The 23,142-nt window shown below is 73.2% G+C and carries 22 protein-coding genes and 1 tRNA gene; 5 read left to right on the top strand and 18 right to left on the bottom strand.

Annotated elements, in window-relative coordinates; genetic code table 11:
* Window positions 1–43: 43 nt before the first annotated feature.
* The 3 genes from ACZ3ZE_RS33175 to ACZ3ZE_RS33165 are packed head-to-tail and all read right to left on the bottom strand — an operon-like array spanning window position 44 to window position 2,621.
* Complete coding sequence (locus ACZ3ZE_RS33175; protein ID WP_361624842.1) at window positions 44–808, bottom strand: energy-coupling factor ABC transporter ATP-binding protein; 765 nt, start codon at window positions 806–808, stop codon at window positions 44–46.
* The gene (cbiQ, locus tag ACZ3ZE_RS33170) at window positions 805–1,566 is read right to left on the bottom strand and encodes a cobalt ECF transporter T component CbiQ (protein WP_361171753.1); all 762 of its coding nucleotides are present in this window, start codon (window positions 1,564–1,566) and stop codon (window positions 805–807) included. The genes ACZ3ZE_RS33175 and cbiQ overlap by 4 nt, the downstream gene beginning before the upstream one ends.
* Window positions 1,566–2,621, bottom strand: coding sequence for an energy-coupling factor ABC transporter permease (locus ACZ3ZE_RS33165; protein WP_361171750.1), 1,056 nt, complete (start codon window positions 2,619–2,621; stop codon window positions 1,566–1,568). The genes cbiQ and ACZ3ZE_RS33165 overlap by 1 nt, the downstream gene beginning before the upstream one ends.
* 145 nt (window positions 2,622–2,766) lie before the next feature.
* Between ACZ3ZE_RS33165 and ACZ3ZE_RS33160 the strand changes: the two genes are divergently transcribed.
* Window positions 2,767–3,162: an SsgA family sporulation/cell division regulator gene (locus ACZ3ZE_RS33160; RefSeq protein ID WP_467261720.1), complete on the top strand. Its 396-nt coding sequence runs from the start codon at window positions 2,767–2,769 to the stop codon at window positions 3,160–3,162.
* Window positions 3,163–3,256: 94 nt separating this feature from the next.
* Here the strand turns inward: ACZ3ZE_RS33160 and ACZ3ZE_RS33155 are convergent, their stop codons facing one another.
* Window positions 3,257–5,479: an MMPL family transporter gene (locus ACZ3ZE_RS33155; protein WP_363290768.1), complete on the bottom strand. Its 2,223-nt coding sequence runs from the start codon at window positions 5,477–5,479 to the stop codon at window positions 3,257–3,259.
* Between the two features lie 161 nt (window positions 5,480–5,640).
* Window positions 5,641–6,210 carry a TetR/AcrR family transcriptional regulator gene (locus ACZ3ZE_RS33150; RefSeq protein WP_361171741.1) on the bottom strand — a complete coding sequence of 190 codons (570 nt, stop codon included), beginning with the start codon at window positions 6,208–6,210 and terminating at the stop codon, window positions 5,641–5,643.
* Between the two features lie 264 nt (window positions 6,211–6,474).
* Between ACZ3ZE_RS33150 and ACZ3ZE_RS33145 the strand changes: the two genes are divergently transcribed.
* Window positions 6,475–9,918, top strand: a complete 3,444-nt coding sequence (locus ACZ3ZE_RS33145; protein WP_361171738.1) for a S41 family peptidase — start codon at window positions 6,475–6,477, stop codon at window positions 9,916–9,918.
* Here ACZ3ZE_RS33145 and ACZ3ZE_RS33140 read toward each other — a convergent pair.
* From ACZ3ZE_RS33140 to ACZ3ZE_RS33120, 5 genes are all read right to left on the bottom strand, one after another.
* Window positions 9,861–10,424: a GNAT family N-acetyltransferase gene (locus tag ACZ3ZE_RS33140; protein WP_361171735.1), complete on the bottom strand. Its 564-nt coding sequence runs from the start codon at window positions 10,422–10,424 to the stop codon at window positions 9,861–9,863. The genes ACZ3ZE_RS33145 and ACZ3ZE_RS33140 overlap by 58 nt on opposite strands.
* Window positions 10,425–10,561: 137 nt before the next feature.
* Entirely contained in the window at window positions 10,562–10,747 is a 186-nt protein-coding gene (locus tag ACZ3ZE_RS33135) for a hypothetical protein (RefSeq protein WP_361624833.1), read from the bottom strand.
* A gap of 109 nt (window positions 10,748–10,856) precedes the next feature.
* A complete protein-coding gene (locus tag ACZ3ZE_RS33130) occupies window positions 10,857–11,738 on the bottom strand; it encodes an SDR family oxidoreductase (RefSeq protein ID WP_361624830.1) in 882 nt (293 codons plus the stop codon).
* The gene (locus ACZ3ZE_RS33125; protein WP_361171726.1) at window positions 11,735–12,637 is read right to left on the bottom strand and encodes an alpha/beta fold hydrolase; all 903 of its coding nucleotides are present in this window, start codon (window positions 12,635–12,637) and stop codon (window positions 11,735–11,737) included. Before ACZ3ZE_RS33125 ends, ACZ3ZE_RS33130 begins: the two co-directional genes overlap by 4 nt.
* On the bottom strand, window positions 12,634–14,157 hold the full coding sequence (locus ACZ3ZE_RS33120) for a flavin-containing monooxygenase (RefSeq protein ID WP_361624827.1): 1,524 nt from the start codon (window positions 14,155–14,157) through the stop codon (window positions 12,634–12,636). The genes ACZ3ZE_RS33125 and ACZ3ZE_RS33120 overlap by 4 nt, the downstream gene beginning before the upstream one ends.
* A 289-nt stretch (window positions 14,158–14,446) precedes the next feature.
* On the opposite strand from ACZ3ZE_RS33120, the gene ACZ3ZE_RS33115 reads away from it, so the two are divergent.
* Window positions 14,447–15,061, top strand: coding sequence for a MerR family transcriptional regulator (locus ACZ3ZE_RS33115; RefSeq protein ID WP_361624979.1), 615 nt, complete (start codon window positions 14,447–14,449; stop codon window positions 15,059–15,061).
* A gap of 26 nt (window positions 15,062–15,087) precedes the next feature.
* Here the strand turns inward: ACZ3ZE_RS33115 and ACZ3ZE_RS33110 are convergent, their stop codons facing one another.
* On the bottom strand, window positions 15,088–15,891 hold the full coding sequence (locus tag ACZ3ZE_RS33110; protein WP_361171720.1) for an exodeoxyribonuclease III: 804 nt from the start codon (window positions 15,889–15,891) through the stop codon (window positions 15,088–15,090).
* 50 nt (window positions 15,892–15,941) lie between these two features.
* On the opposite strand from ACZ3ZE_RS33110, the gene ACZ3ZE_RS33105 reads away from it, so the two are divergent.
* Complete coding sequence (locus ACZ3ZE_RS33105; protein WP_361171717.1) at window positions 15,942–16,433, top strand: GNAT family N-acetyltransferase; 492 nt, start codon at window positions 15,942–15,944, stop codon at window positions 16,431–16,433.
* A gap of 243 nt (window positions 16,434–16,676) precedes the next feature.
* Window positions 16,677–17,417 (top strand): class I SAM-dependent methyltransferase, encoded by a 741-nt coding sequence (locus ACZ3ZE_RS33100; protein WP_361171714.1) that lies wholly within the window; start codon window positions 16,677–16,679, stop codon window positions 17,415–17,417.
* Between the two features lie 249 nt (window positions 17,418–17,666).
* Here ACZ3ZE_RS33100 and ACZ3ZE_RS33095 read toward each other — a convergent pair.
* From ACZ3ZE_RS33095 to galU, 7 genes are all read right to left on the bottom strand, one after another.
* A tRNA-Ala gene (locus ACZ3ZE_RS33095) sits at window positions 17,667–17,740 on the bottom strand.
* Between the two features lie 84 nt (window positions 17,741–17,824).
* Entirely contained in the window at window positions 17,825–18,919 is a 1,095-nt protein-coding gene (gene sepX, locus ACZ3ZE_RS33090) for a divisome protein SepX/GlpR (protein ID WP_361624818.1), read from the bottom strand.
* Between the two features lie 157 nt (window positions 18,920–19,076).
* A complete protein-coding gene (locus tag ACZ3ZE_RS33085) occupies window positions 19,077–19,694 on the bottom strand; it encodes a GNAT family N-acetyltransferase (RefSeq protein WP_361171705.1) in 618 nt (205 codons plus the stop codon).
* A complete protein-coding gene (locus ACZ3ZE_RS33080; RefSeq protein WP_361171702.1) occupies window positions 19,691–20,299 on the bottom strand; it encodes a MogA/MoaB family molybdenum cofactor biosynthesis protein in 609 nt (202 codons plus the stop codon). The genes ACZ3ZE_RS33085 and ACZ3ZE_RS33080 overlap by 4 nt, the downstream gene beginning before the upstream one ends.
* Entirely contained in the window at window positions 20,296–20,781 is a 486-nt protein-coding gene (gene moaC / locus ACZ3ZE_RS33075; RefSeq protein WP_361171699.1) for a cyclic pyranopterin monophosphate synthase MoaC, read from the bottom strand. Before moaC ends, ACZ3ZE_RS33080 begins: the two co-directional genes overlap by 4 nt.
* 57 nt (window positions 20,782–20,838) lie before the next feature.
* Window positions 20,839–22,182, bottom strand: a complete 1,344-nt coding sequence (glp, locus tag ACZ3ZE_RS33070; RefSeq protein ID WP_442304906.1) for a molybdotransferase-like divisome protein Glp — start codon at window positions 22,180–22,182, stop codon at window positions 20,839–20,841.
* A gap of 4 nt (window positions 22,183–22,186) precedes the next feature.
* Complete coding sequence (galU, locus tag ACZ3ZE_RS33065) at window positions 22,187–23,086, bottom strand: UTP--glucose-1-phosphate uridylyltransferase GalU (RefSeq protein ID WP_361171696.1); 900 nt, start codon at window positions 23,084–23,086, stop codon at window positions 22,187–22,189.
* Window positions 23,087–23,142: the final 56 nt, after the last annotated feature.

Below are 23,142 nucleotides of genomic sequence, written 5' to 3'. Positions count from 1 at the left end.
CTCCCATGGTGCAACGTGGGGGACGAGCCGCCGATTCCGGGGTTCAGGCCACCGAACTCGGCACGAAGCCGTACGGGAGTTCCAGCCGGTGCCGGGTCATGAGCTCCTCGTCGGTGAGGATGTCGGCGGTCCGCCCGTCGGCGGCGATCACGCCCTCGCTGAGGATGACCGCGCGCGGGCAGAGCTCCAGGGCGTACGGCAGGTCGTGGGTGACCATCAGGACGGTGACGTCCAGGGAGCGCAGGATGTCGGCGAGTTCACGGCGCGAGGCCGGGTCCAGGTTGGAGGAGGGTTCGTCGAGGACGAGGATCTCCGGCTCCATCGCGAGGACGGTCGCGACGGCGACCCGGCGCCGCTGCCCGAAGGAGAGGTGGTGCGGGGGCCGGTCGGCGAACTCCGCCATGCCGACCCGTTCCAGGGCCCGGTGGACGACGGCTTCCAGCTCCGCGCCCCGGAGGCCCGCGGCGGCCGGGCCGAAGGCGACGTCCTCGCGGACGGTCGGCATGAAGAGCTGGTCGTCGGGGTCCTGGAAGACGATGCCCACCCGGCGCCTGATCTCGGCGAGGTTCTTCTTGGCGACCGGGAGCCCGGCGACGGTGACGCCGCCCGCGCCGCCGGTGAGGATGCCGTTGAGGTGGAGGACGAGGGTGGTCTTGCCGGCGCCGTTGGGGCCGAGCAGGGCGACCCGCTCGCCGCGCCCGACGGTCAGGTCCACGCCGAACAGGGCCTGGTGGCCGTCGGGGTAGGCGTACGCGAGGCCGCGTACGTCCAGGGAGGCCGGCGGGGCCGACGAGGGGGCTGTGGTCATAGCGTCCATCCGAGGAGGCAGATCAGGAGGGCGGCGAGCGGGAGCGCGGCGGCGTACCGCCACTGGGCGGGGGTGGCCGTGACCTCGTCGATGACCGGCATGGACCCGGTGTAGCCGCGGCTGACCATCGCGAGGTGGACCCGCTCGCCGCGCTCGTAGGAGCGGATGAAGAGGGCGCCGGCCGACTTGGCGAGGACGCCCCAGTGCCGTACGCCGCGGGCCTCGAAGCCGCGCGAGCGGCGGGCGATGGACATCCGGCGCATCTCGTCGGTGATGACGTCCCCGTAACGGATCATGAAGGAGGCGATCTGCACGAGCAGCGGGGGCAGCCGCAGCCGCTGGAGGCCGAGGAGCAGGCCGCGCAGCTCGGTGGTGGCGGCGAGCAATACGGAGGCGGCGACGCCGAGGGTGCCCTTGGCGAGCACGTTCCAGGCGCCCCACAGGCCGGGGACGGAGAGGGAGACGCCGAGGACGGTGGTCTGCTCGCCGGGCACCACGAACGGCATGAGCACCGCGAAGGCCACGAAGGGGATCTCGATGAGCAGCCGCTTCAGCAGGAATCCGGCGGGCACCCGGGCCCGGCCGGCGACCACGCCGAGCAGCACGGCGTACCCGGCGAAGGCCCAGACCGCCTCGCGCGGGGTGGAGACGACGACCACGACGAAGGCGAAGACGGCCGCCAGCTTGGTGTGCGGAGGCAGCCCGTGGACCGGCGAGTCCGCCCGCCGGTAGAGCTTGTGGGCGTGCCCCGCGCCCATCAGGCGTCCGCGTTCGCGGGGACGGCGGGGCTCGCGCCTCGGCGGCGGCGCACGATCCAGAAGGCGCCGCTTCCGACGGCGAGGGTCGCGCCCACGCCGATCACGCCGGCGAGTCCGCCGGACAGGCGCGCGTCGGTGACGTCCTTGACGCCGTAGTCGGCGAGCGGGGAGTCGGCGGCGGCGTGCGGCTGGACCTTGCTGTCGATGCCCTTGTCGGCGGCGACCTTCTCCAGGCCGTCCGGGCTGGCGGAGGCGTAGAAGGAGACGAAGCCGGCGAGGACGAGGGCGGTGGCGACGCCGCCGATCCACAGCTTCCTCGCGGAGCCGGGGGCGGCCGGGGCGGTGGCGGTCGTGGTGACCGGGGTGGCGTCGATCAGCTCGCCGCCGACGCGCAGCTTGAGCGGCGCGGTCAGGCCGCGGGCGCCGTGCACGAGGTCGGGCCGGACGGCGATGACCGCGCCGACGGTGAGCATGGTGATGACGGCCTCGCCGACGCCGATGAGGACGTGGACGCCGACCATCGCGGTGAGGACCTTGGTGATCGGTACGTCGGTGGTGCCGCCGAGCGCGTAGATCGCGGTGAAGACGGTGGCCGCGGCCGGTACGGAGACCAGCGCGGCGACGAAGGAGGCGATCGTCACGGAGCGGCGGGTGCGCGGCAGCGCGAGGACCAGGCCGCGGAAGAGCGCGTACGACACGACGACCGTGACGACGCCCATGACGGTGATGTTCACGCCGAGCGCGGTGAGGCCGCCGTCGGCGAACAGGACGCCCTGCATGAGCAGGACGACGGCGATGCAGAGCACCCCGGTGTACGGGCCGACGAGGATCGCGGCCAGGGCCCCGCCGAGAAGATGCCCGCTTGTTCCGGCGGCGACGGGGAAGTTGAGCATCTGCACGGCGAAGACGAACGCCGCGACGAGCCCGGCCAGCGGCGCGGTCCGCTCGTCGAGCTCCTTGCGGGCTCCACGCAGGCTGACGGCGACGGCGCCGGCGGCGACGACACCGGCGGCGGCCGATACGGGGGCGTTGATGAATCCGTCAGGTACATGCACGTCCCGCATCATAGAGCGCTCCTGCGAAGAGCTTGCAAGAGCGTGGAGAACACAAAAGAGGCGGACGCGCTCCGCGCATGCGCCGGAGAATATGGGACATTAGATAACAAATACGACGAGTGTGATGAGCATGAGGAGTCGTTCGATGACGCGCGCCACGGATGACCGCACCGCCCCCACCGTCCGCCCCTCCCCCAGGTACGCCGTCGAGGACAGCGCCAGGGGACGGATCGTCACCGACGCCCCCCTCTCCCGCCCCGTACCGGTCGTCCTGCGCTACGACGCCGGCTTCTCCCCCGCGACCGTCCGCTTCGTCTTCCCCGGCGACATCGAGTGGTCCTTCCCGCGCGCGCTCCTGGAGACCGGGCTGCGCGGCCCCGCGCGGCGCGGGGACATCGAGGTCTGGCCCTGCGGCCGGGTCCAGACGGTCGTCGAGTTCCACGGCGTCGACGGGGTGGCCGTCGTGCAGTTCGACACGACGGCCCTGATGCGCTTCCTCCGGCACACCTACGCCGCCACCGCGTCGAGTACGACACGGTGACGGCGCGGGGTCGCGTCGGCTCCCCGTCCCCACAGGTTCCGGCGCGGTCCGGGGCCCGCCGCCCGCTCAAGCGGCGGCCCCGGGGTTCCTGAGGTCAGGCGGAGACCAGCTCCTTCGGTCCCTTGCCGGGTCCGTCGGTGCCGTCAGTGCCGTCAGTGCCGTCAGCGCCGTCGGGGTCCTGCGCGGCCAGCGCCTCACCCTCGACGTCCACGTTGGGCAGCACGCGGCCGAGCCACTTCGGCAGCCACCAGGCCTTGTGGCCGAGGAGCGCGAGCACCGCGGGGACGATCGCCATGCGGACCACGAACGCGTCGAAGAGGACGGCGACGGCCAGACCGAAGCCGATCATCTTGATCATCTGGTCGTCCATGCCGATGAAGCCGGAGAAGACCGCGATCATGATCACCGCGGCGGCGGTGACCACCCGGGCGCTGTGCCGGAAGCCGGTCACGATCGCCTCGCCGGGGCGCGCCCCGTGGACGTACGCCTCGCGCATCCGGGTGACCAGGAAGACCTCGTAGTCCATGGCCAGACCGAAGACCACGCCCACCATGAAGATCGGCATCATCGACATGATCGGGCCGGTCTGCTCGACGCCGAACAGGCTGCCGAGCCAGCCCCACTGGAAGACCGCGACGACCGCGCCGAGGGCGGCGACCACGGAGAGCAGGAAGCCGAGGGCCGCCTTCAGCGGGACGAGGATCGAGCGGAAGACCACCATCAGGAGCAGGAAGGCGAGTCCGACGACCAGCGCCAGGTAGGGCAGCAGCGCGTCGTTCATCTTCTGCGAGAAGTCGATGTTCATCGCGGTGGCGCCGGTGACCAGGACGTCGTCGCCGGTCGCGCCGCGGATGTCGTGCACGAGCTCCTCGGTGTCGACGGAGGACGGGCGGTCCTTCGGGATCACCGTGATCATCGCGGCGTCACCGCCCTTGTTCGGGGTCGGCGGGGTGACCGCCACGACGCCGTCCAGGCCCTTGATCGTGTCCACGGTCTTGTCGGCGACCGCCTTGTCACCGTCGACGACGACGAGCAGCGGGCCGTTGAAGCCGGGGCCGAAGCCGTCGGAGAGCAGGTCGTAGGCGCGCCGCTCGGTGGCGGAGACGGGCTTGACGCCGTCGTCCGGCAGGCCCATCTCCAGGGAGGCGGCCGGCACGGCGATCGCGCCGAGGCCGAGGACACCGACGAGCAGCACGAACACGGGGCGGCGGATGACGAAGCGGGCCCAGCGGGTGCCGCCGTTCGGCTTGTCGGCCGCCGGGGTGCCGGCGCCTTCGGCGGGCGCCTTCGCGCCCTTGCGCGCCTTGCGGCCCATGACCTTGTCGCCGGCGAAGCCCAGCAGGGCCGGGATGAGGGTGAGCGCGATCAGGACGGCGATCACGACCGTGCCGGCGGCGGCGAAGCCCATCTTCGTCAGCATCGGGATGTTGACGACGGCCAGGCCGACCAGGGCGATGACCACGGTGAGGCCGGCGAAGACCACGGCGGAGCCGGCGGTGCCGACGGCGCGCCCTGCGGCCTCCTCCTTCGCGCGGCCCTCGGCGAGCTCCGCGCGGTAGCGGGAGACGATGAACAGGGCGTAGTCGATGCCGACGGCGAGGCCGATCATCATCGCGAGGGTGGAGGTGGTGGAGCCGAGGTCCAGGACGTTGGCCAGCGCGGTGATCGTCGAGACGCCGATGCCGACGCCGATGATCGCGGTGAGCAGCGGCAGTCCGGCGGCCACCAGCGAGCCGAAGGTGACCACCAGCACGAAGCCCGCGATGACCACGCCGACGATCTCGCCCGCGCCGGTCTCCGGCATGCTCTGGAGCGCGTCGCCGCCGATCTCGACGGTCAGGCCCTGGCCCTGCGCGGCATGGCCGGCCTCCTTGAGGGCCTCACGGGTCTCGTCGGTCAGCTCCATCCCGCTGACCTTGTAGGAGACCGAGATGTAGGCGATCCGGCCGTCCTGCGAGAGGGCCTGCGCGGTGTACGGGTCGGTGACGCGGGCGACCTGGCCGGAGCTCGACTTCAGCGCGGCGACGGTCTCCTCGACCTTCGCCTTGTTGGCCGGCGTCTTCATGGTCTGGCCGGCCGGGGCCTCGAAGACCACCCGGGCGGTGGCGCCGTCGGCGCTGCCGCCGGGGAAGCGCTCTTCGAGCAGGTCGAAGGCGCGCTGGGCCTCGGTGCCGGGGATCGAGAAGGAGCTGGAGGTCGCGGCGGGCGCGGTGGCGGCGCCGACGCCCGCGAGGGCGAGGAGCGCCACCCAGAGCAGGGCGACGAGCCGTCGGCGCCGGAAGGCGGAACGGCCCAGCTTGTAGAGGAACGTGGCCACGGGGGCGTACTCCCGGTGTTGAGAAGGACAGGGCATGGGGAGCCGGCCCGACGGCGTGAGCGGTGCGCAGCGTCAGGGGGTACGGGTGCGGACGTTCCGGTGGTGCCGGCCGGGGAGCCGGTGCGGACGCGTCTGCGGTTCCGGCCGGGAAGGCCGGGGGGTCAGGCGCCGAGTGAGGGGAGCACCACGGCGTTGACGTAGGAGGTGAGGAAGGCGGCGTCGACCGGCCGGTCGTCGATGAGCGGCCGGGCGATGAACGCGCCGATCAGCATGTGGGGCATGAGTTTGAGCGCCGGATTGGCGGCGTCGACCTCTCCCCTCCGTACGGCCCGCTGGAGCATCTCGTCGAGGCTGTTCATCTCGGGTTCGACGAGCAGCTCGCGCATGGCCTGGAGCAGTTCGGGGTTGTTGTGGACGGCGTGGGCCAGACCCCGCATCAGCGCGGCGTCCTTCTCCAGCCGGCAGTCGTCGGTCCGCTCCAGCATCACGTCGAAGTCACCGCGCAGACTGCCGGTGTCGATCTCGCCGAGCTTGACCGGCTTGTCATGGCGCAGCGCCATGGCGACGAGTTGCGGCTTGCTCCCCCACTGGCGGTAGAGGGTGGCCTTGCTGGATCGGGTGCGGGCGGCGACGGCGTCCATGGTGAGGGCGTCGTAGCCGACCTCGCGCAGCAGGTCGAGCACGGCCGTGTAGAGCTCGGCCTCCCTTTCGGGGGTGAGCCTGCTGGCCATGACCGGTCTCCTGTCCGACTGGGGTTCGTGTGTACGAGAGCGAACGAAACCGTTTCGTACACCATGACGATACCCACCCCTTCTGCGAAACGAAACCGTTTCGTACGTGTCCTGGACCACACCCCGGCCGCCCGCCCGGCCGCCCTCCGAGCCCCCGCCCGGCGCCCGCCGAGCACCCACCGGGCACCCACCGATCCCGCCCGGACCCCACTTCGACCACACGTACGAGTTGCCGCACCCCCTTCGCGCGGAAAGCATGAGGAGGTGAGTGACGACCTCGCGTATCTCCGCTTCCCGCACCTCCACGACGAGCTGCTGTGCTTCGTCACCGAGGACGACCTCTGGGTCTCCCCCCTCGTGCCCGAGGGCCACCGCCCCGGCCGCGCCTGGCGGGTCACCGTCGACCGGACGCGGGTCGGGCCCCCGCGCTTCTCCCCCGACGGGCGCCACCTCGCGTACACGAGCTGGCGCAGCCTCGACCCCGAGATCCATCTCGCCCCCGTCGACGGCGGCCCGGCCCGGCGGCTGACCTACTGGGGGTCCACCGACACCCGGGTCTGCGGCTGGTCGCCCCCCGACAAGGACGGCCGGTCCGACATCCTCGCCGTCTCCTCCCACGGGCAGCCCTTCTCGTACTACTCCTGGGCCTACAGCGTCCCCACCGACGGCACCCCCGGCGGCCGGATGCCCTGGGGCCCGGTCTCCGACATCGCCGTCGCCGACCTGGGCGACGTCATCCCCGGCGCCGAGGGCTCCGGCGGGCAGCGCCGCACCCTGCTGCTCACCGGGCGCCCGCCGCACGAGCCGGCCTCCTGGAAGCGCTACCGGGGCGGCGCCATGGGGCGCCTCTGGCTGCACGGCGAACGGCTCCTCGAAGAGCTCGGCGGGCAGCTCGAAGCGCCCATGTTCGTCACCGCGCCCGAGGCCGAGGGCGGCCACCGGATCGCCTTCCTCTCCGACCACGAGGGCATCGGCAACCTCTACTCCTGCCGGCCCGACGGCACCGGACTGCGCCGCCACACCGACCACGACGAGTTCTACGCCCGGCACGCCTCCAGCGACGGAAGCCGGATCGTCTACCAGTGCGCCGGCGACCTGTGGATCGTCGAAGACCTGAGCGCCGGCGCGCGCCCGCGCCGCCTGGAGGTCCGGCTCGGCGGGCCCCGCGCCGGCCGCCGCCCCTACCAGGTGCCCGCCGCCCACCACGTCGACGCGCTCTCCGTCGACGAGACCGGCCGGGCCAGCGCCGTCTCCGTGCGCGGCAGCCTCTACTGGCTGACCCACCGCGACGGCCCGGCCCGCACCATCGCCGACACCCCCGGCGTACGGGTCAGGCAGCCCGAGATGCTGGGCAGCGCCGGGCAGGTCGCGTACGTCACCGACGCGGAGGGCGAGGACGCCGTCGAGATCGCGACCCTCCCGCGCGCCAGCGGCGACCGGGAGCCGCGCCGGCTCGCCGCGGGCCGGCTCGGCCGGGTCGAGGAGCTGGTCTCCGACCCGGACGGCGAACGCCTGGCCATCGCCTCCAACGACGGGCGGCTGCTGCTGATCACGACGGCGGAGCCCGAGCCGGAGCCCGAGGGCGAGGGCGAGGAGGGCACGGCCACGGGCGCGGAGCCCGCGGGGAACGCCCCGGAATCCGAGGCGAGCGGGGAGGCCACCCGTACCGAGGCCGCCCCCGGCGAGGTCACCGAGCTCATCCGCTCCCTCAACGGCCCCGTCCGCGACCTCGCGTTCTCCCCCGACGGGGCCTGGCTCACCTGGTCGCACCCGGGTATCGGGCGGTCCCTGCGCTCCATCAAGATGGCCAGGATCTCCGGGCCCGGCGCCCCCACGATCGTCGACGTCACCAACGGGCGTTTCGAGGACGAGAACCCGGTCTTCACCAGCGACGGGCGCTATCTCGCCTTCCTCTCCTGGCGGGGCTTCGACCCGGTGTACGACGTCCACACCGGCGACCTGTCCTTCCCGCTGGGCTGCCGCCCCTATCTCGTACCGCTCAACTCGGCGACCCCGTCGCCGTTCGCGCTGCTGCCGGACGGGCGGCCCGCGGCGGGCGGCATGGACCCGGCCGACGAGGAGGCGGGCACCGGCGACGGCACGGTGACCGTCGAGACCGAGGGGCTCGCCGACCGGGTCACACCCTTCCCGGTCACCGCCTCCAAGTACTCGGCGCTGTACCCGGTGGCCGGCGGCGGTCTGGTCTGGCTGCGGTGGCCGATCTCCGGCGCGCTCGGCGAGACCTTCGCCAACCCCTCGGACCCCTCGCCCCGGCCCACGCTGGAGCACTACAACATCACCAAGGCCCGCAAGACCGAACTCGTCGACCACCTCGACTGGTTCGCGGTCAGCGGCGACGCCTCGCGGCTCGTCGTCGTCGACGAGGGCGAGCTGCGCGCCGTCCCCGCCAACGAGCCCGGCGACGCCGACTCGACCGTCTACCTGGACCTGCGGCGCATCGTGCACGAGGTGGACCCGGCGGCCGAGTGGCGGCAGGCCTTCGACGAGGCCGGCCGGATCGTCCGCGCCTACTTCTGGGAGCCCGACATGGGCGGCGTCGACTGGACGGCGGTGCTCGACCAGTACCGGCCGCTCGTCGAACGGTGCGCCTCCCCCGACGAGTTCGCCGACCTGCTCCGCGAGGTCTTCGGCGAACTCGGCACCTCCCACGCGTACGTCACCCCCGCCCGCCGCAACGAGGGCCCGGCGCACTACCAGCGCGCCCAGGGCCTGTTGGGCGCCAACTTCGTGCCCCGGGACGAGGGCTGGCTGGTCAAGCGGATCCTGCCCGGCGACTCCTCCGACTCCAAGGCCCGCTCCCCGCTGGCCGGCACCGGCATCCGCGAGGGCGCGGTCCTCACCCATGTCGACGGCCGCCCCGTCGACCCGGTCACCGGCCCCTACCCGCTGCTGTCCGGCACCGGCGGCACCACCGTCGAGCTCACGTTCAGGCCGTCGGGCAGCGAGGGCCGCGCCCGCCGCGTCGCCGTCGTCCCCCTCGTCGACGAACGCCCGCTGCGCTACCAGGACTGGGTCGCGAAACGGCGCGCGGTCGTACGGGAGCTGAGCGGCGGCCGCTGCGGCTATCTGCACATCCCCGACATGGGCGGCTCCGGCTGGGCCCAGTTCAACCGCGACCTGCGCATGGAGGTCTCCCGGCCGGCCCTCATCGTGGACGTCCGGGGCAACGCCGGCGGCAACATCAGCGAGCTGGTGATAGAGAAGCTGACCCGCCGGATCCTGGGCTGGGACCTCACCCGCGACGCCCAGCCCGTCTCGTACACCTCCAACGCCCCGCGCGGCCCCATCGTCGCCCTCGCCGACGAGGCCACCTCCTCCGACGGCGACATGATCACCGCCGCGTTCAAGCTGCTCGGGCTCGGCCCCGTGGTCGGCCAGCGCACCTGGGGCGGCGTCGTCGGCATGACGGGCCGCCACCGGCTCGGCGACGGCACCCAGATCACCGTGCCGATGAACGCGGCCTGGTTCCCCGAGTACGGCTGGTCCATCGAGAACCACGGCGTGGAACCGGACCTCGCGGTGCTGCGCACCCCGCTCGACTGGGCCGAGGGCCGCTACGCCCAGCTCGACGACGCCGTGCACATCGCGCTGGCCCGGCTCGCCGAGACCCCCGCCGCGAGCCCCCCGGGCTACGAGGGGCTGCCGGACCACTCCCGGCCGAAGCTGCCGCCGAGGTCCAGCTCGTAGGCGATCCCCGGCTGGTCGCCGGGGGCGCCGCCGTCCGCCCCGGCGGCTCCGGCGGCGCCTCCCGGCAGTGCCACGCTCCCGACCGCGCCGAAGCCGACCCGGGCGAGCACCGCCCGGGACGGCCCGTTGCCGACGGTCGTCGCGGCGGTCAGCCGGCTCAGCCCGTACTCCTCGCGCGCCAGCCGGCACAGCTCGCGCACGCCCCGCGTGGCGAGCCCGCGCCCGGTGGCCTTCTCGGCGAGCCGGTAGCCGAGTTCCGCGCTGTCCCCGTCGAGGTCCACGAGGTTGAACCGGCCGAGGATCTCCCCGTCGTCCGCGACGAGGACGTGGAAGGCGATCCCGCCCCCCTCCTGCTCGTCCAGCAGGGCGCGGTGGCGGGCGTCGAAGCCCTCGAAGTAGGCGTCCCCCCGGTCGGGCACGGAGGCGGCGAAGAAGGCCCTGTTCTCCCGCTCGAACGCGAGCAGGGCGGGCGCGTGATCGGATCGCAGTCGCTCAAGTACCGGCATGCGTGCCACCGTACGGAAAGGGGACCGCTCCCCGCCCCTGTTTATGGCCGGTCCGTGACCAGTTCACGGCGGTCCGTGGCCGGATACGCGCGAAGGCGCACCCGGCGTCCCGGGTGCGCCTTCCTCACAGGACGGCGTCAGGCGTCGTAGTCCTGGTCGAAGCGGTCCTGTTCCTCCTGCTGGGCCCGCTGCGCGTCCTGCTGCGCCTTGTCCCTGCCCTGCGCGGCACGCTCGGACGCCTCGTCCTTCTTCGAACCCATGGCCTGCCTGGCCTTGTCCGAGAGGTCCTGCGCCTTGTCCTGGAACTGGTCCTTGATGCCCATGAAGGTTCACTCCTAGATGGGTGTGAGGGGTACGGGGCGGAGCCGCCCCTGGGCCTCGACCAGCGTGCCACGGCGGGTCACCCGCCGCATGTCGACCGGTTACGCGGCGTCACACCCGCTCGCCGCGCTCCTGCTCGTCCGCCGCCCCGCCCGCGCCCACCAGGCCCTTGGGGACCGAGGAGAGCCGCGGCTCGAAGCGGCGCATCTCGCGCTGCCCGACGGAGGCGATGATCCCCGGCAGGTAGCCGCGGGTGGACTGCATCCCGCGCAGCCACCACTGGGCGTAGACATGGGCCGAGCGCCGCTCGACCCCCGCGACGATCCGGTCGACGGCCGGGCCGAGCGGGTACGTGCGGTTCGACGGCCACGGCAGCCGCTGCCGCAGCTCCTTCATGACGTCGTCCTGGTCGGCGCCCCGCACCATGTCCGTGTCGGTCCAGGAGAGATAGCCGACGCCGACCTTCACGCCCTTGTACGCGACCTCCGCGCGCAGGCTGTGCGCGAAGGCCTCCACGCCGGACTTGGAGGCGCAGTACGCGGTCATCATCGGGGCGGGCGTCATCGCGGCGAGCGAGGCGATCTGCAGGAAGTAGCCGCGGGACTCCATCAGGACCGGCAGGAACGCCCGGGCCGTGACCGCGCCGCCGATCAGGTTGACCTCGATCACCCGCCGCCAGGCGACGGGGTCGGAGTCCACGAACGGGCCGCCCGCCGCGACGCCCGCGTTGGCGACCACGATGTCGACCTTGCCGAACCGCTCCTTCACCTCGGCCGCGACCTTCGCCATGGCCTCGTGGTCGGTGACGTCCGCGTGCCACCAGTCGGCCTCGGTGTGCAGCCGGCCGGCGACCTCCTTCAGGAGCTCCGGCTCCAGGCCGACCAGGGCGATCTTCGCGCCGCGCGCGGACAGCTTGCGGGCGAGGAGTTCGCCGACGCCGCGGGCCCCGCCGGTGACGACCGCCACCTGTCCTTCCAGGCTCACCCTGCTCATGCCCCTGCCTCCTCGTTCTGCTTCGCGCCCAGGTAGGTGAGCGTCAGTTCGCGGATCTGCGCGGTGACGGCCTCCGGGGCCTCCACCGGCGTCATGTGGCCCATCCCGGTCAGCTCGACCAGGCCCGTGCAGTGCGGCAGCGCGGCCGCCATCGCGCGGGAGTGGACCGGCGGGGTGAGCCGGTCGGCGGTGCCGACGAGCACGGCCACGGGCAGCCGCAGCTCCCGCACCCCAGCCTCCAGGTCGAGCCCGGCCAGGACCTGCGACCAGCCGACCCGGGCGGCGCGCGGGCAGGCGTGCACGATCCGGGCGCAGGCGTCGACCCGGTCGGGGGCCGAGCCCGGTCCCATCGTCGCGTACTTGAGGATCTTCTTCGAGGCGGCGGTGACCGGTCCGAGCGGCGCCTTCGCGCCGAGGACCGAGGCGGTCAGGCGGGTCCGCAGCCGGCCCGGCCGCAGCGGGACGACCAGCGACTCGGCGGTGAGCCGGGAGGGCCCGGTCGAGCAGAGCAGGACGGCGGCGGCGTGCTGCCGCAGGCCGGGGCGCCCGGCGGCGGCCATGACCGTCATGCCGCCCATGGAGTGCCCGGCCACGACGGCCCGTTCGCCGGGCCCGAGGGTGGCCGCGAGCACGGCCTCCAGGTCGTCGGCGAGCGCGTCGACCGCGTAGCCCTTGCCGCCCGGCGCGGGGACGGGGCTGCGGCCGTGGCCGCGCTGGTCGTAGGCGATGACCCGGTGGTCGACTGCGAGCGCCCGGATCTGCGCGTCCCAGAAGCGGGTCGAACAGGTCCAGCCGTGGGCGAGGACGACGGCGGGGGCGCCCTCGGGGCCGTACACCTCGACGTGCAGGGTGGAGCCGTCGGCGGAGAGCGCGGTCAGCTCGCGCGCGGCCGGGCTCACTTGGCCGTCTCCTTCCGGCGCGGGGCGCGGCGGGCGGCGGCGGGCTTGGCGGCGGTGCGCAGCACCTCGTACTCGGACAGGTCGACGCTCCGCGTCTCGCGCCGGAACTCGCCGGTCGTGCCCGGCCACAGGGTGGTGTTGCGGCCGTTGGCGTCGAGGTACCAGCTCTCGCAGCCGCCGGACTTCCACACGGTCCGCTCCATCCGGGCCTGCACGCGGCGGTTCCAGGTGCCGACGGCGGAGGGCCGGGCGGCGAGGGCGGCGCGGCCGCCGAGCACGTCGAGCTGGCGCAGGTAGTCGGCCATGTAGTTCAGCTGGGACTCGATCATGAGGATCATGGAGGAGTTCCCGAGCCCGGTGTTGGGCCCGATGATCGTCATCCAGTTGGGGAAGCCGGCGACGGTCGCGCCGCGCAGCGCCTCCATGCCGCCCTTCCAGTGGTCGGCGAGCGAGCGCCCCTCCGCGCCGACCACGCGCGGGGCGATCGGCATGTCGGTGACGTGGAAGCCGGTGCCGAAGACGATCACGTCGACCTCGGTCTCGGTGCCGTCGGCGGCGACGAGGGTGTTCCCGCGGACCTCCTTGAGCCCGGCGGCGACGACGTCGACGTTGGGCTGGGCGAGGGCCGGGTAGTACGCGTTGGAGAGCAGGATCCGCTTGCAGCCGATGCGGTACGAGGGGGTCAGCTTGGCCCGCAGCGCCGGGTCCTTGACCGCCTTGGCCATGTTGGCCTTGGCGAGCCGTTCGACCAGGCCCAGCTCGTTGGGGCGCTTGGTGAAGGCGCTGACCTGGAGTTCGCGGATGCCCCAGAGCAGGCCGCGGCGGGCGGCCGTGGTGAACGGCAGCTGCCGGTGCAGCCAGCGCTCGGGGGCGCTGATGGCGCGGTCCGCGCGGGGCATGACCCACGGGGGCGTGCGCTGGAAGAGGGTGAGCCGCCCGACCTTCGGCTGGATCGCCGGGACGATCTGGATGGCGGAGGCACCGGTGCCGACCACGGCGACCCGCTTGCCGGTGAGGTCGTAGTCGTGGTCCCACTGGGCGGAGTGGAAGACCTTGCCGGTGAAGTCGGCGAGCCCCGGGATGTCGGGGATCTTGGGGTCGGAGAGGGGGCCGGTGGCGGAGACGACGACGTCGGCGGTGAAGGTGCCGCGGCTCGTCTCGATCGCCCAGCGCAGCTCGTCCTCGTCCCAGGCCATCCGCAGGACCTCGTGCCCGAGCCGCAGGTGCGGCCGGATGCCGAAGGTGTCGGTGACGTGCTCCAGGTACGCGCGGATGTGGCGCTGGCCGGAGAAGGTGCGGGGCCAGTCGGGGTTGGGCGCGAAGGAGAAGGAGTAGAGGTGGGAGGGGACGTCGCAGGCGCAGCCGGGGTAGCTGTTGTCCCGCCAGGTGCCGCCCACGGAGTCGGCCCGCTCCAGGACGACGAAGTCGGTGATCCCCTCACGGCGCAGCCGGACGGCGGCCCCGAGTCCACCGAATCCCGATCCGATCACCGCCACCCGTACGTGCTCGTGCTTCGCCATGCCGCCTCCCGTGCGCCCGGCCATGATTACGCCAGCAATCACTGGCACAATCGGGACTGTAGAGCAGCGGCATACCGAGCGGTAGGGGTAAGGCCGGGGAAAGTTACCGGCGGTACAACATAGGCTGGCGAGCGTGGCGAAACGATCAGGACAACGGGCGGGAACACAGGGGCCCCAGGGCCCGGAGGGACTGACGTCGACGGCGCCGGCCGTGGGGACGGCGAGGGCCGCGGGTGCGGGCGCCGGTGCGGGCGCGAGCACCGACCCCACCCCCACCCGCGAGTACCGCATGACCGACCTCGCCGAGGCGGCCGGCATCACCGTGCGCACCCTGCGTTTCTACCGGGAGCGCGGGCTGATCCCGCCACCCCGCCGCGAGGGCCGCATCGCCTGGTACGACGAGCACCACCTGGCCCGCCTGCGGACGATCGCCGCGCTCCTCGACCGGGGCCACACCCTCAACGGGATCGCCGACCTCACGGCCGCGTTCGAGTCCGGGCGGGACGTCGGCGAGGTCCTCGAACTCGGCACCCCCACGGAGGAGGAGCCGGTCCGCCTCACCCCCGAGGAACTGGCCGACCACTTCGCCGGCGAGGTCACCCCCGAGAACCTGGCGGCGGCGCTGGACCTCGGCTACCTGGCGACGGACGGCGAGGACATCATCCACGTCAGCCGCCGCCTCCTCGACGTCTCCGCCGCCCTGGTCCGCGAGGGCGTCCCGCTGGCCGCCGTACTGGAGGCGGGCGGGCGGGTCCGCGAGCACGCGGAGGCGCTCGCGGAACTCTTCACGGAGCTGCTCGGGAAGTACGCCGGGGAGGGGGACCTCCAGCGGCTGCGACCGCTCGCCAAGAGCGTGGTGGAGGCGGAACTCTCCCTGGCCCTGGACCGCCACCTCCAGGCCTGAGGGGGCCGACGGCCGCGAGAGGGCGGCTACATCTCGTAGACGGCGGTGACGGGCGCGTGGTCGCTCCAGCGCTCCTCGTGGGTCGCGGCCCGCTCGACGTACGCCTTGACGGCCCGCGCGGCGAGGCCGGCCGTGGCGACCTGGTAGTCGATCCGCCAGCCGCTGTCGTTGTCGAAGGCGCGCCCGCGGTAGGACCACCAGGAGTAGGGCCCCTCCTGGTCGGGGTGGAGCGCGCGGACGACGTCGACGTACCCGCCGTCGCCCTCCTCGAAGACCCGCCCGAGCCACTCGCGCTCCTCGGGGAGGAAGCCGGCGCTCTTCCGGTTGGCCTTCCAGTTCTTGAGGTCGGCCTCGCGGTGGGCGATGTTCCAGTCGCCGCAGACGACGACCTCGCGGCCGTCGGCGGCGGCGCGCTCCCTGAGCTCCTTCAGGTACGGCAGGAAGGCGTCCATGAACCGGATCTTCTCGTCCTGCCGCTCGGTGCCGACCTCACCGGAGGGCAGGTAGAGGCTGGCGACGACGACGCCGGGGAGGTCCGCCTCGATGTAGCGCCCGCTGCCGTCGAACTCGCTCGACCCGAAGCCGACGCGCACGGCGTCGGGCTCGCGCCGGGTGTAGAGCGAGACGCCGGCGCGCCCCTTGGCGGCGGCGGGGGCGTGGGCGGTGAACCAGCCCTCGGGGGCGCGGACCTCGGCGGGCAGCTGGGCCTCCTCGGCGCGCACCTCCTGGAGGCAGACGGCGTCGGCGGAGGTCTGGGCCAGCCACTCGACGAAGCCCTTCTTGGCGGCGGCCCTGAGGCCGTTGACATTCGCAGTCGTCACAGTGAGCATCCCGGGAGAATACCGACACTCACGGGTCGCATACATGTACGATACTGCGCATGGATATACGCCCCACGCCGTACGACCACCCCGACGCGGTCAAGCTGAACGACGCCGTGCAGCTGGAGTACGCCGAGCGCTACAAGGACGACGACGGCGAGGGCGAGGGCGACCTCACACCGCTCGACGCCACCATGTTCACCCCGCCGCAGGGCCTCTACCTGATCGCGTACGCCCCCGAGGGCCACCCGGTGGCGACCGGCGGCTGGCGCTCCCAGGAGGCGAACCACGAGGGCTACGAGGACGGCGACGCCGAACTGAAGCGGATGTACGTGATACCCGAGGCCCGGGGCCTCGGCCTGGCCCGCCGCATCCTCGGCGCGCTGGAGGCGGATGCCCGCGCGGCCGGCCGCACCCGCATGGTCCTGGAGACGGGCACGGCCCAGCCGGAGGCCATCGCCCTGTACACGTCGAGCGGCTACGAGCCCTGCACGAAGTTCGGCTACTACCGCGACTACCCGAACAGCCGCTGCTTCGCGAAGCCCCTCTGAGCCGAGCCGGGGGCGCCCGGGACGCACCACTCCCCGCCCCCGTCCGACCCGCCGACGCCACCACCCCCACCCCCTTGGAGGAACCCACCAGTCGCCCGCCCGGCCCCCGGAATCCGCACGTCTCAACTCCCCCTGGATCTTCGGATCTTCCGTCTGTTCAGCCTCCGACCACCCGGCGGAAGACTCTCCGCCAGAGGCCGCGGCCCACCCGGACCGACGCCCACGACTGAGGGGAACAGCACGATGAGCGGTCAGCTGTACGACGAGATCGGCGAGGCGTTCGAGGGCTTCAAGACCCTTCCGCTGGCCCGCTACGGGGAGGTGCCCGGCTTCCTCGCCCTGGTGGGCGACGTGCGGGGCAAGTCGGTCCTCGACCTGGCCTCCGGAACCGGCTTCTACAGCCGGGAGTTCAAGCGCCGCGGCGCCTCCCGCGTCCTCGGCATCGACATCTCCGCCGAGATGATCGCCGCCGCGCGGTCCATGGAGGACGCCGACCCGCTCGGCATCGCCTACGAGGTCGGCGACATCGCCGAACTGCGCGCCTTCGACGAGCCCTTCGACCTCGCGGTCGCGGTGCAGGCGTTCAACTACGCCGACGACGTCGCCACGATCGAGCGGATGACCCGCGCGATCCACCGCAGCCTGGCGCCGGGCGCCGAGTTCTTCGTCTTCACGCAGAACCCCGAGTTCCGCCTCGGCGGCGAGACGCTGGCCAAGTACGGCTTCCGGTGCGAGCCGGTCGGCGACGAGAACGAGGTCGGCCCCCACATCCGCCTCACCGCCCTGCTCGAACCGCCGATCTCCTTCACCGCCCACCCGCCCCGCCGCGACGTCTTCGAGGACACCCTCCAGGCCGCCGGCTTCACCGACCTGACCTGGGTCCCCCTGGAGATCTCGCCCGCCGGCATCAAGGAGTACGGCGAGGACTTCTGGCAGGTCTTCAACGACAACCCCGCCCTGACGATGCTGCGCTGCCGCGCCTGACGAGCCGCCGGGACGCCTCGTCGATGCACTTCCCCGTACTGCCCCGCGCCTCGCGCGCACCCTCGTACTGCCGCACCAGACGCTCGGCCGTCCGCTGGGTCACCGCGGGCAGCCGGTCACGGATGACGCCGTCCCAGTCGAAGACCGGACTCTCCTCGTGCAGCCGCCCCCGACTTGGTCGCGGTGATCACCCGCACAAAGCAGAGGATCCCGCCCGGTCTTTCGACCGGACGGGATCCTCTGCGTCTGTGGACCTGTGGGGATTTGAACCCCAGACCCCCTCGATGCGAACGAGGTGCGCTACCAGACTGCGCCACAGGCCCTTGCGACGTGTGAAACATTAGCATCCCGACCGGCGTACGCGGAAATCCGCTCCCCCGCAGGTCAGCCGGGGCCCCCGGGGCGGGTCATTCGTTGGCGGCCCGGGGGCGGTCGTCGTCCGCGTACTGGTCGAAGAGCGGGGTGCGGCCGTGGTCGCGGCGGGCGCGGGGCTGGGCGGTGCGCTGGCGGGGGGCCGGGGCGGGTGCCGGGGCCGGGTCCGCCGCCGTGGAGGAGCGGGCCGCGCTCCAGGTCTCCGGGTCCGTGATGTCGACGCCGCCCGAGGCGCGCGGGGCGACAGGGGCGGTGACGTACGTCGGGAGCGGGACCGGGACGGGCTCCCAGCTGTCGCCGCGGGCGGGGCCGCGGTCGCGCTGCTGGTCCACCCACTCGGCGTGATCGGTCTGCTCGACCAGGGCGCGCCGGCCGGCCTCCTGCGGGGAGACGGCCGGGGCGGGTGCCGGGGTCTCGGCGGGCGAGGGTTCGGGCGTCGGGGTGGGGCGGCGGCTCTCGCGCAGGCGGGCGGCGGCGGCCTCGGCGTTGCGGCGGTCCATCACGTAGACGAAGCGCCGCCGCTCCTGGACGCGCAGGTACACGATGTACGAGCTCAGGAGCGCGGCGGGGACGGCGGGCGCCCACAGGAAGGCGAGGCCGCCGACGGCCGCCACGATCGCGCCGAGGGTGAAGGCCAGGAAGAGGAGGACCGTGGTGCGCCGACGGCGGGCCAGGGCCTTCCCTCTTCGGGCCCGCTCGGCCGCCGCGCTGGGCGCACGCCGGGCGGGCGCGGGGGCGGGTGCCGGGGGCTGGGCCTGGACGGATGCCTGGGCCTGGGGCTGGGCGGGCGCCTGGGGCTGGACGGGTGCCGGGTCCGGGATCTCCAGGCGGGCTTCCGTCCTGGCCGCGGGCGCGCAGAAGCCCCGGACGTCGACCGAGCTCAGTTGCTCCGTCGCCGCGTCCGGGTCCACCTCGGGCGCCACTCCCTCAGCCGCACGATCCCGGCCCTTGAGCTCCTTGGCGTACCGGCGCTCCATTCCCGCCCGTCCGGACAGCAGCCGGATGGCGGTGCTGAAGCGTTCCGTCGGACGGGCTTCGTTCAGCTCGTCCTGCCTGCGGAGCCACATCGGCACCAGGTAGGCGGCCCAGGCCCCGACGATGACTGCGTAGATGAGGCCGCTGCTGCTCACGCCTCACACCGTAGAGGGGTTCGCGTGGAGGCATCGGCCAATTGGGCCGGTGTGTCGCACGATCTGGCTGATATCACTGAATTTTTTTGTGATTGTTCAGACCGATTGAGCGCTTTGGGTGCCAACTGGGGATGAAATTCGAACACTTATAGCAATTTCAGTGGTGTTGACGCCGCGCCTGGTGCCACCGGCGCAGCAGCCCCTCCGGCACCTCCTCCGCCGTCAGCGCGAAGACCAGATGGTCCCGCCAGGCGCCGTCGATGTGCAGGTAGCGGGGGCGCAGCCCCTCCTCGCGGAAGCCCAGTTTCTCCACGACCCGCCGCGACGGGCCGTTCTCCGGGCGGATGCACACTTCCATCCGGTGCAGCCCCACCGCGCCGAAGCAGTGGTCGACGGCGAGCGCGACCGCCGTCGGCATGACACCCCGTCCGGCCACCTCGCTGTCCACCCAGTAGCCGACGTGCCCCGAGCACATCGAGCCCCAGGTGATCCCGGCGACCGTCAACTGCCCCACCAGGCGCCCCTGGTACTCGATCACGAACGGCAGCATCCGCCCCGCGTTCGCCTCCGCCCGCAGGTGGCGCACCATCTGACGGTACGTGGGGCGCTGGGCGACCGGCCCGCCCGGCCCGGGCGGCGGCACGGTCGCCTCCCAGGGGCGCAGCCAGTCGCGGTTGCGCCGGTTCACCTCGCGCCAGGCCCGCTGGTCGCGCATCTTTATCGGGCGGAGCAGCACGTCGCCGTCCACCAGGACCACGGGCCAGGTCGGGATCATGACTCCGGGCCCGTTTCCGACGCGGGTCTCGGGTGGTCGCCGCCACGGATCTGGTCGACGGCGTGCAGGAGCAGAGGCTCCAGGACGGCGAGCCCGTCCCGTACCCCGCCGGTCGAACCCGGCAGGTTCACGATCAGCGTCCCGCCGGCCACCCCGGCGAGGCCGCGGGAGAGCGCCGCGGTCGGCACCTTCTCCCGGCCGTACGCGCGGATCGCCTCGGGGATGCCGGGGATCTCGCGGTCCAGGACGCGGCGGGTGACCTCGGGGGTCTCGTCGGTGGGCGAGATGCCCGTACCGCCCGTGGTGACGATCGCGTCGTACCCGGCGGCGACCCCGGCGCGCAGCGCGGCCTCGACGGGCGCGCCGTCCGGGACGACCTGCGGGCCGTCCACGGCGAAGCCCGCGCCGCGCAGCGCCTCGGCGATCAGCGGGCCGCCCTTGTCCTCGTAGACCCCGGCGGCCGCGCGGTTGGAGGCGGTGACGACGAGGGCGGAGTAGGGGGCGGCGAGAGCCCCGCCGAGGCCCGCGCCGGGCGCCGCCGGGGCGGGCGCCTGGGGCGCGTGCTCGACGTCGTGCGCCCCCGCCACGCGGCCGGCGCGCGTCACGCCTCGCTCCGCGTCCAGTGGCCCGACTTGCCGCCCGTCTTCTCCTCGACCCGTACGTCGGAGATGACCGCGCCCTTGTCGACCGCCTTCACCATGTCGACGACGGTCAGCGCCGCCACCGACACCGCCGTCAGGGCCTCCATCTCGACGCCCGTACGGTCCGTGGTCTTCACGGTCGCCAGGATCTCGACCGCGTCGTCCGCGACCGACAGGTCCAGGGTGACGCCCGAGACGGCCAGCGGATGGCAGAGCGGGATCAGGTCGGGGGTCTTCTTCGCGCCCATGATCCCGGCGATCCGGGCGGTGGCGAGCGCGTCACCCTTCGGCACACCCTCGCCGCGCAGCAGCTCGATCACGCGCGGCGAGACGAGGACGCGGCCGCTGGCGCGGGCGGTGCGGGCCGTGACGTCCTTCGCGGAGACGTCGACCATGCGGGCCGCACCCGCCTCGTCGATGTGGGTGAGTCCTTGCTGCGTGCTCATGGCGGTGACACTCCCGGTCGCTGTGTGGGACGACACGGTACCCCCACCTGGGCCTCCTCAGCCGAGGAGGACCACGTCCAGCTCGGTGCCGGGCTCGACGGCCGTCACCTCCTCCGGTACGACGAGCAGCGCGTCCGCCTGCGCGAGCGCCCCGATCAGATGCGAGCCGGCTCCGCCCACCGGGGTGACGGTGCCCGACCCGGCGTCGTACGCCCCCCGCAGGAACTGGCGCCGCCCCTCCGGCGAGGACAGCGCACGGTCCGCCTTGAGGACCGCCCGGACCGTCGGCCGCGCGGTGTCGGGCCGGTCGGCGAGGCCCATGAGCGCGCGGATCGCGGGCCGGACGAACAGCTCGAACGACACGTACGAGGAGACCGGGTTGCCCGGCAGCGCGAGCAGCGGGATGTGGTCCGGGCCGATCATGCCGAAGCCCTGCGGCTTGCCCGGCTGCATGGCCAGCTTGCGGAAGTCGACCTCGCCGTCCGCCGTCAGCGCCTCCTTGACCACGTCGTACGCCCCGACGCTCACCCCGCCGGTGGTGACGATCAGGTCCGCCCGGATCAGCTGGTCCTCGATCGCGGCCCGCAGCGACTCGGCGTCGTCCGCGACGGCCGGGACGCGGAAGACGAGCGCTCCGGCGTCGCGGGCGGCGGCGGCCAGGGCGAAGCTGTTGGAGTCGTAGATCTGGCCCTCGGCCAACGGCTCGCCGGGCTGCGCCAGTTCGCTGCCGGTGGAGAGCACGACCACGCGCGGACGGGGCCGCACCCGCACCGTGCCGCGGCCGACCGCCGCGAGCAGGCCGATCTGCGGCGGCCCGAGGACCGTGCCCGCCGCGAGCGCGAGCTCGCCCGCCCGGACGTCGCTGCCGCGCGCCCGGACGTGGGCGCGGGCCTCGGCGGCGCGGTGCACGCGGACCTCGCCGGCCGCGCCCTCCGGGGCGGCGCTCGCGGGGCGCATCGCACCGGCCGCTCCCCCGCCCGTGCCGCCGTCGGTCCATTCGACCGGGACGACAGCCTCGGCGCCCGGCGGCAGCGGGGCGCCGGTCATGATCCGGGCGGCCTGGCCGGGGCCGACCTCGGGCAGCCCGCCCGCGCCCGCGGCGACGTCGCCGATGACGGTCAGGACGGCCGGGAACTCCTCGCTCGCCCCGGCCACGTCGGCGACGCGGACCGCGTACCCGTCCATGGAGCTGTTGTCGAAGGGCGGCAGCGAGACCGGCACCGTGACGTCCTCGACCAGGACGCAGCCCTGGGCCTCGGGCAGTTGCAGCTCGATGGGTTCGAGCGGGGCGACGGCCGCCAGGATGTCGCCGAGGTGCTCGTCGACGGACCACAGGCCGCGGGCGGGGCCGGCGCAGGGGTCGGACGGGCCGTGGTCCGACGGTGCCGTGCTGCTGCTCAAGGTGCTACATCTCCTCGTTGACGTACCTGCGGAGCCAGGTCCGGAAGTCCGGTCCCAGATCTTCACGTTCGCACGCCAGTCTGACAATGGCACGCAGATAGTCCCCGCGGTCCCCGGTGTCGTAGCGCCGGCCCTTGAAGACCACGCCGTGCACCGGGCCGCCGGCCCGCTCGTCCTGGACCAGCTTCTGCAGCGCGTCGGTGAGCTGGATCTCCCCGCCGCGGCCGGGCTCGGTCTCCCGCAGTATCGCGAAGACGGCCGGGTCCAGGACGTAGCGCCCGATGACCGCGTAGTTGCTGGGCGCCTCCGCCGGGTCCGGCTTCTCCACCAGGCCCGTCACCTTCACCACGTCCGCGTCACCGGTCGGGCCGACCGCCGCGCAGCCGTAGAGGTGGATCTGGGAGGGCTCGACCTCCATCAGCGCGACGACGCTGCCGCCGAAGCGCTCGCGCACCTCGACCATCCGCGCGAGGAGCGGGTCGCGCGGGTCGATCAGGTCGTCGCCCAGGAGCACGGCGAACGGCTCGTCGCCCACGTGCGGGGCCGCGCACAGCACGGCGTGGCCGAGGCCGCGCGGGTCGCCCTGCCGCACGTAGTGCATGGTCGCCAGATCGCTGGACTCCTGGACCTTCGCGAGGCGTTCCTCGTCGCCCTTGCGACTCAGCGCCTCCTCCAACTCGTAGTTCCGGTCGAAGTGGTCCTCCAACGGGCGCTTGTTGCGGCCGGTGATCATCAGGACGTCCGAGAGCCCGGCCGCGACGGCCTCCTCGACGACGTACTGGATCGCCGGTTTGTCGACGACCGGGAGCATCTCCTTCGGCGTCGCCTTGGTCGCCGGAAGGAACCGGGTGCCCAGGCCGGCGGCCGGGATGACAGCCTTGGTGAGGGGCGGCGTCTGCGTCATGCGCTGCACCCTAGCCGTTCGGTATGGGAGGAAGATGAGCATCCCGTGAGCTTTCT

Source organism: Streptomyces sp. NPDC023157 (genome assembly GCF_055560575.1).
This window is presented reverse-complemented; position numbering and strand designations above follow the sequence as displayed.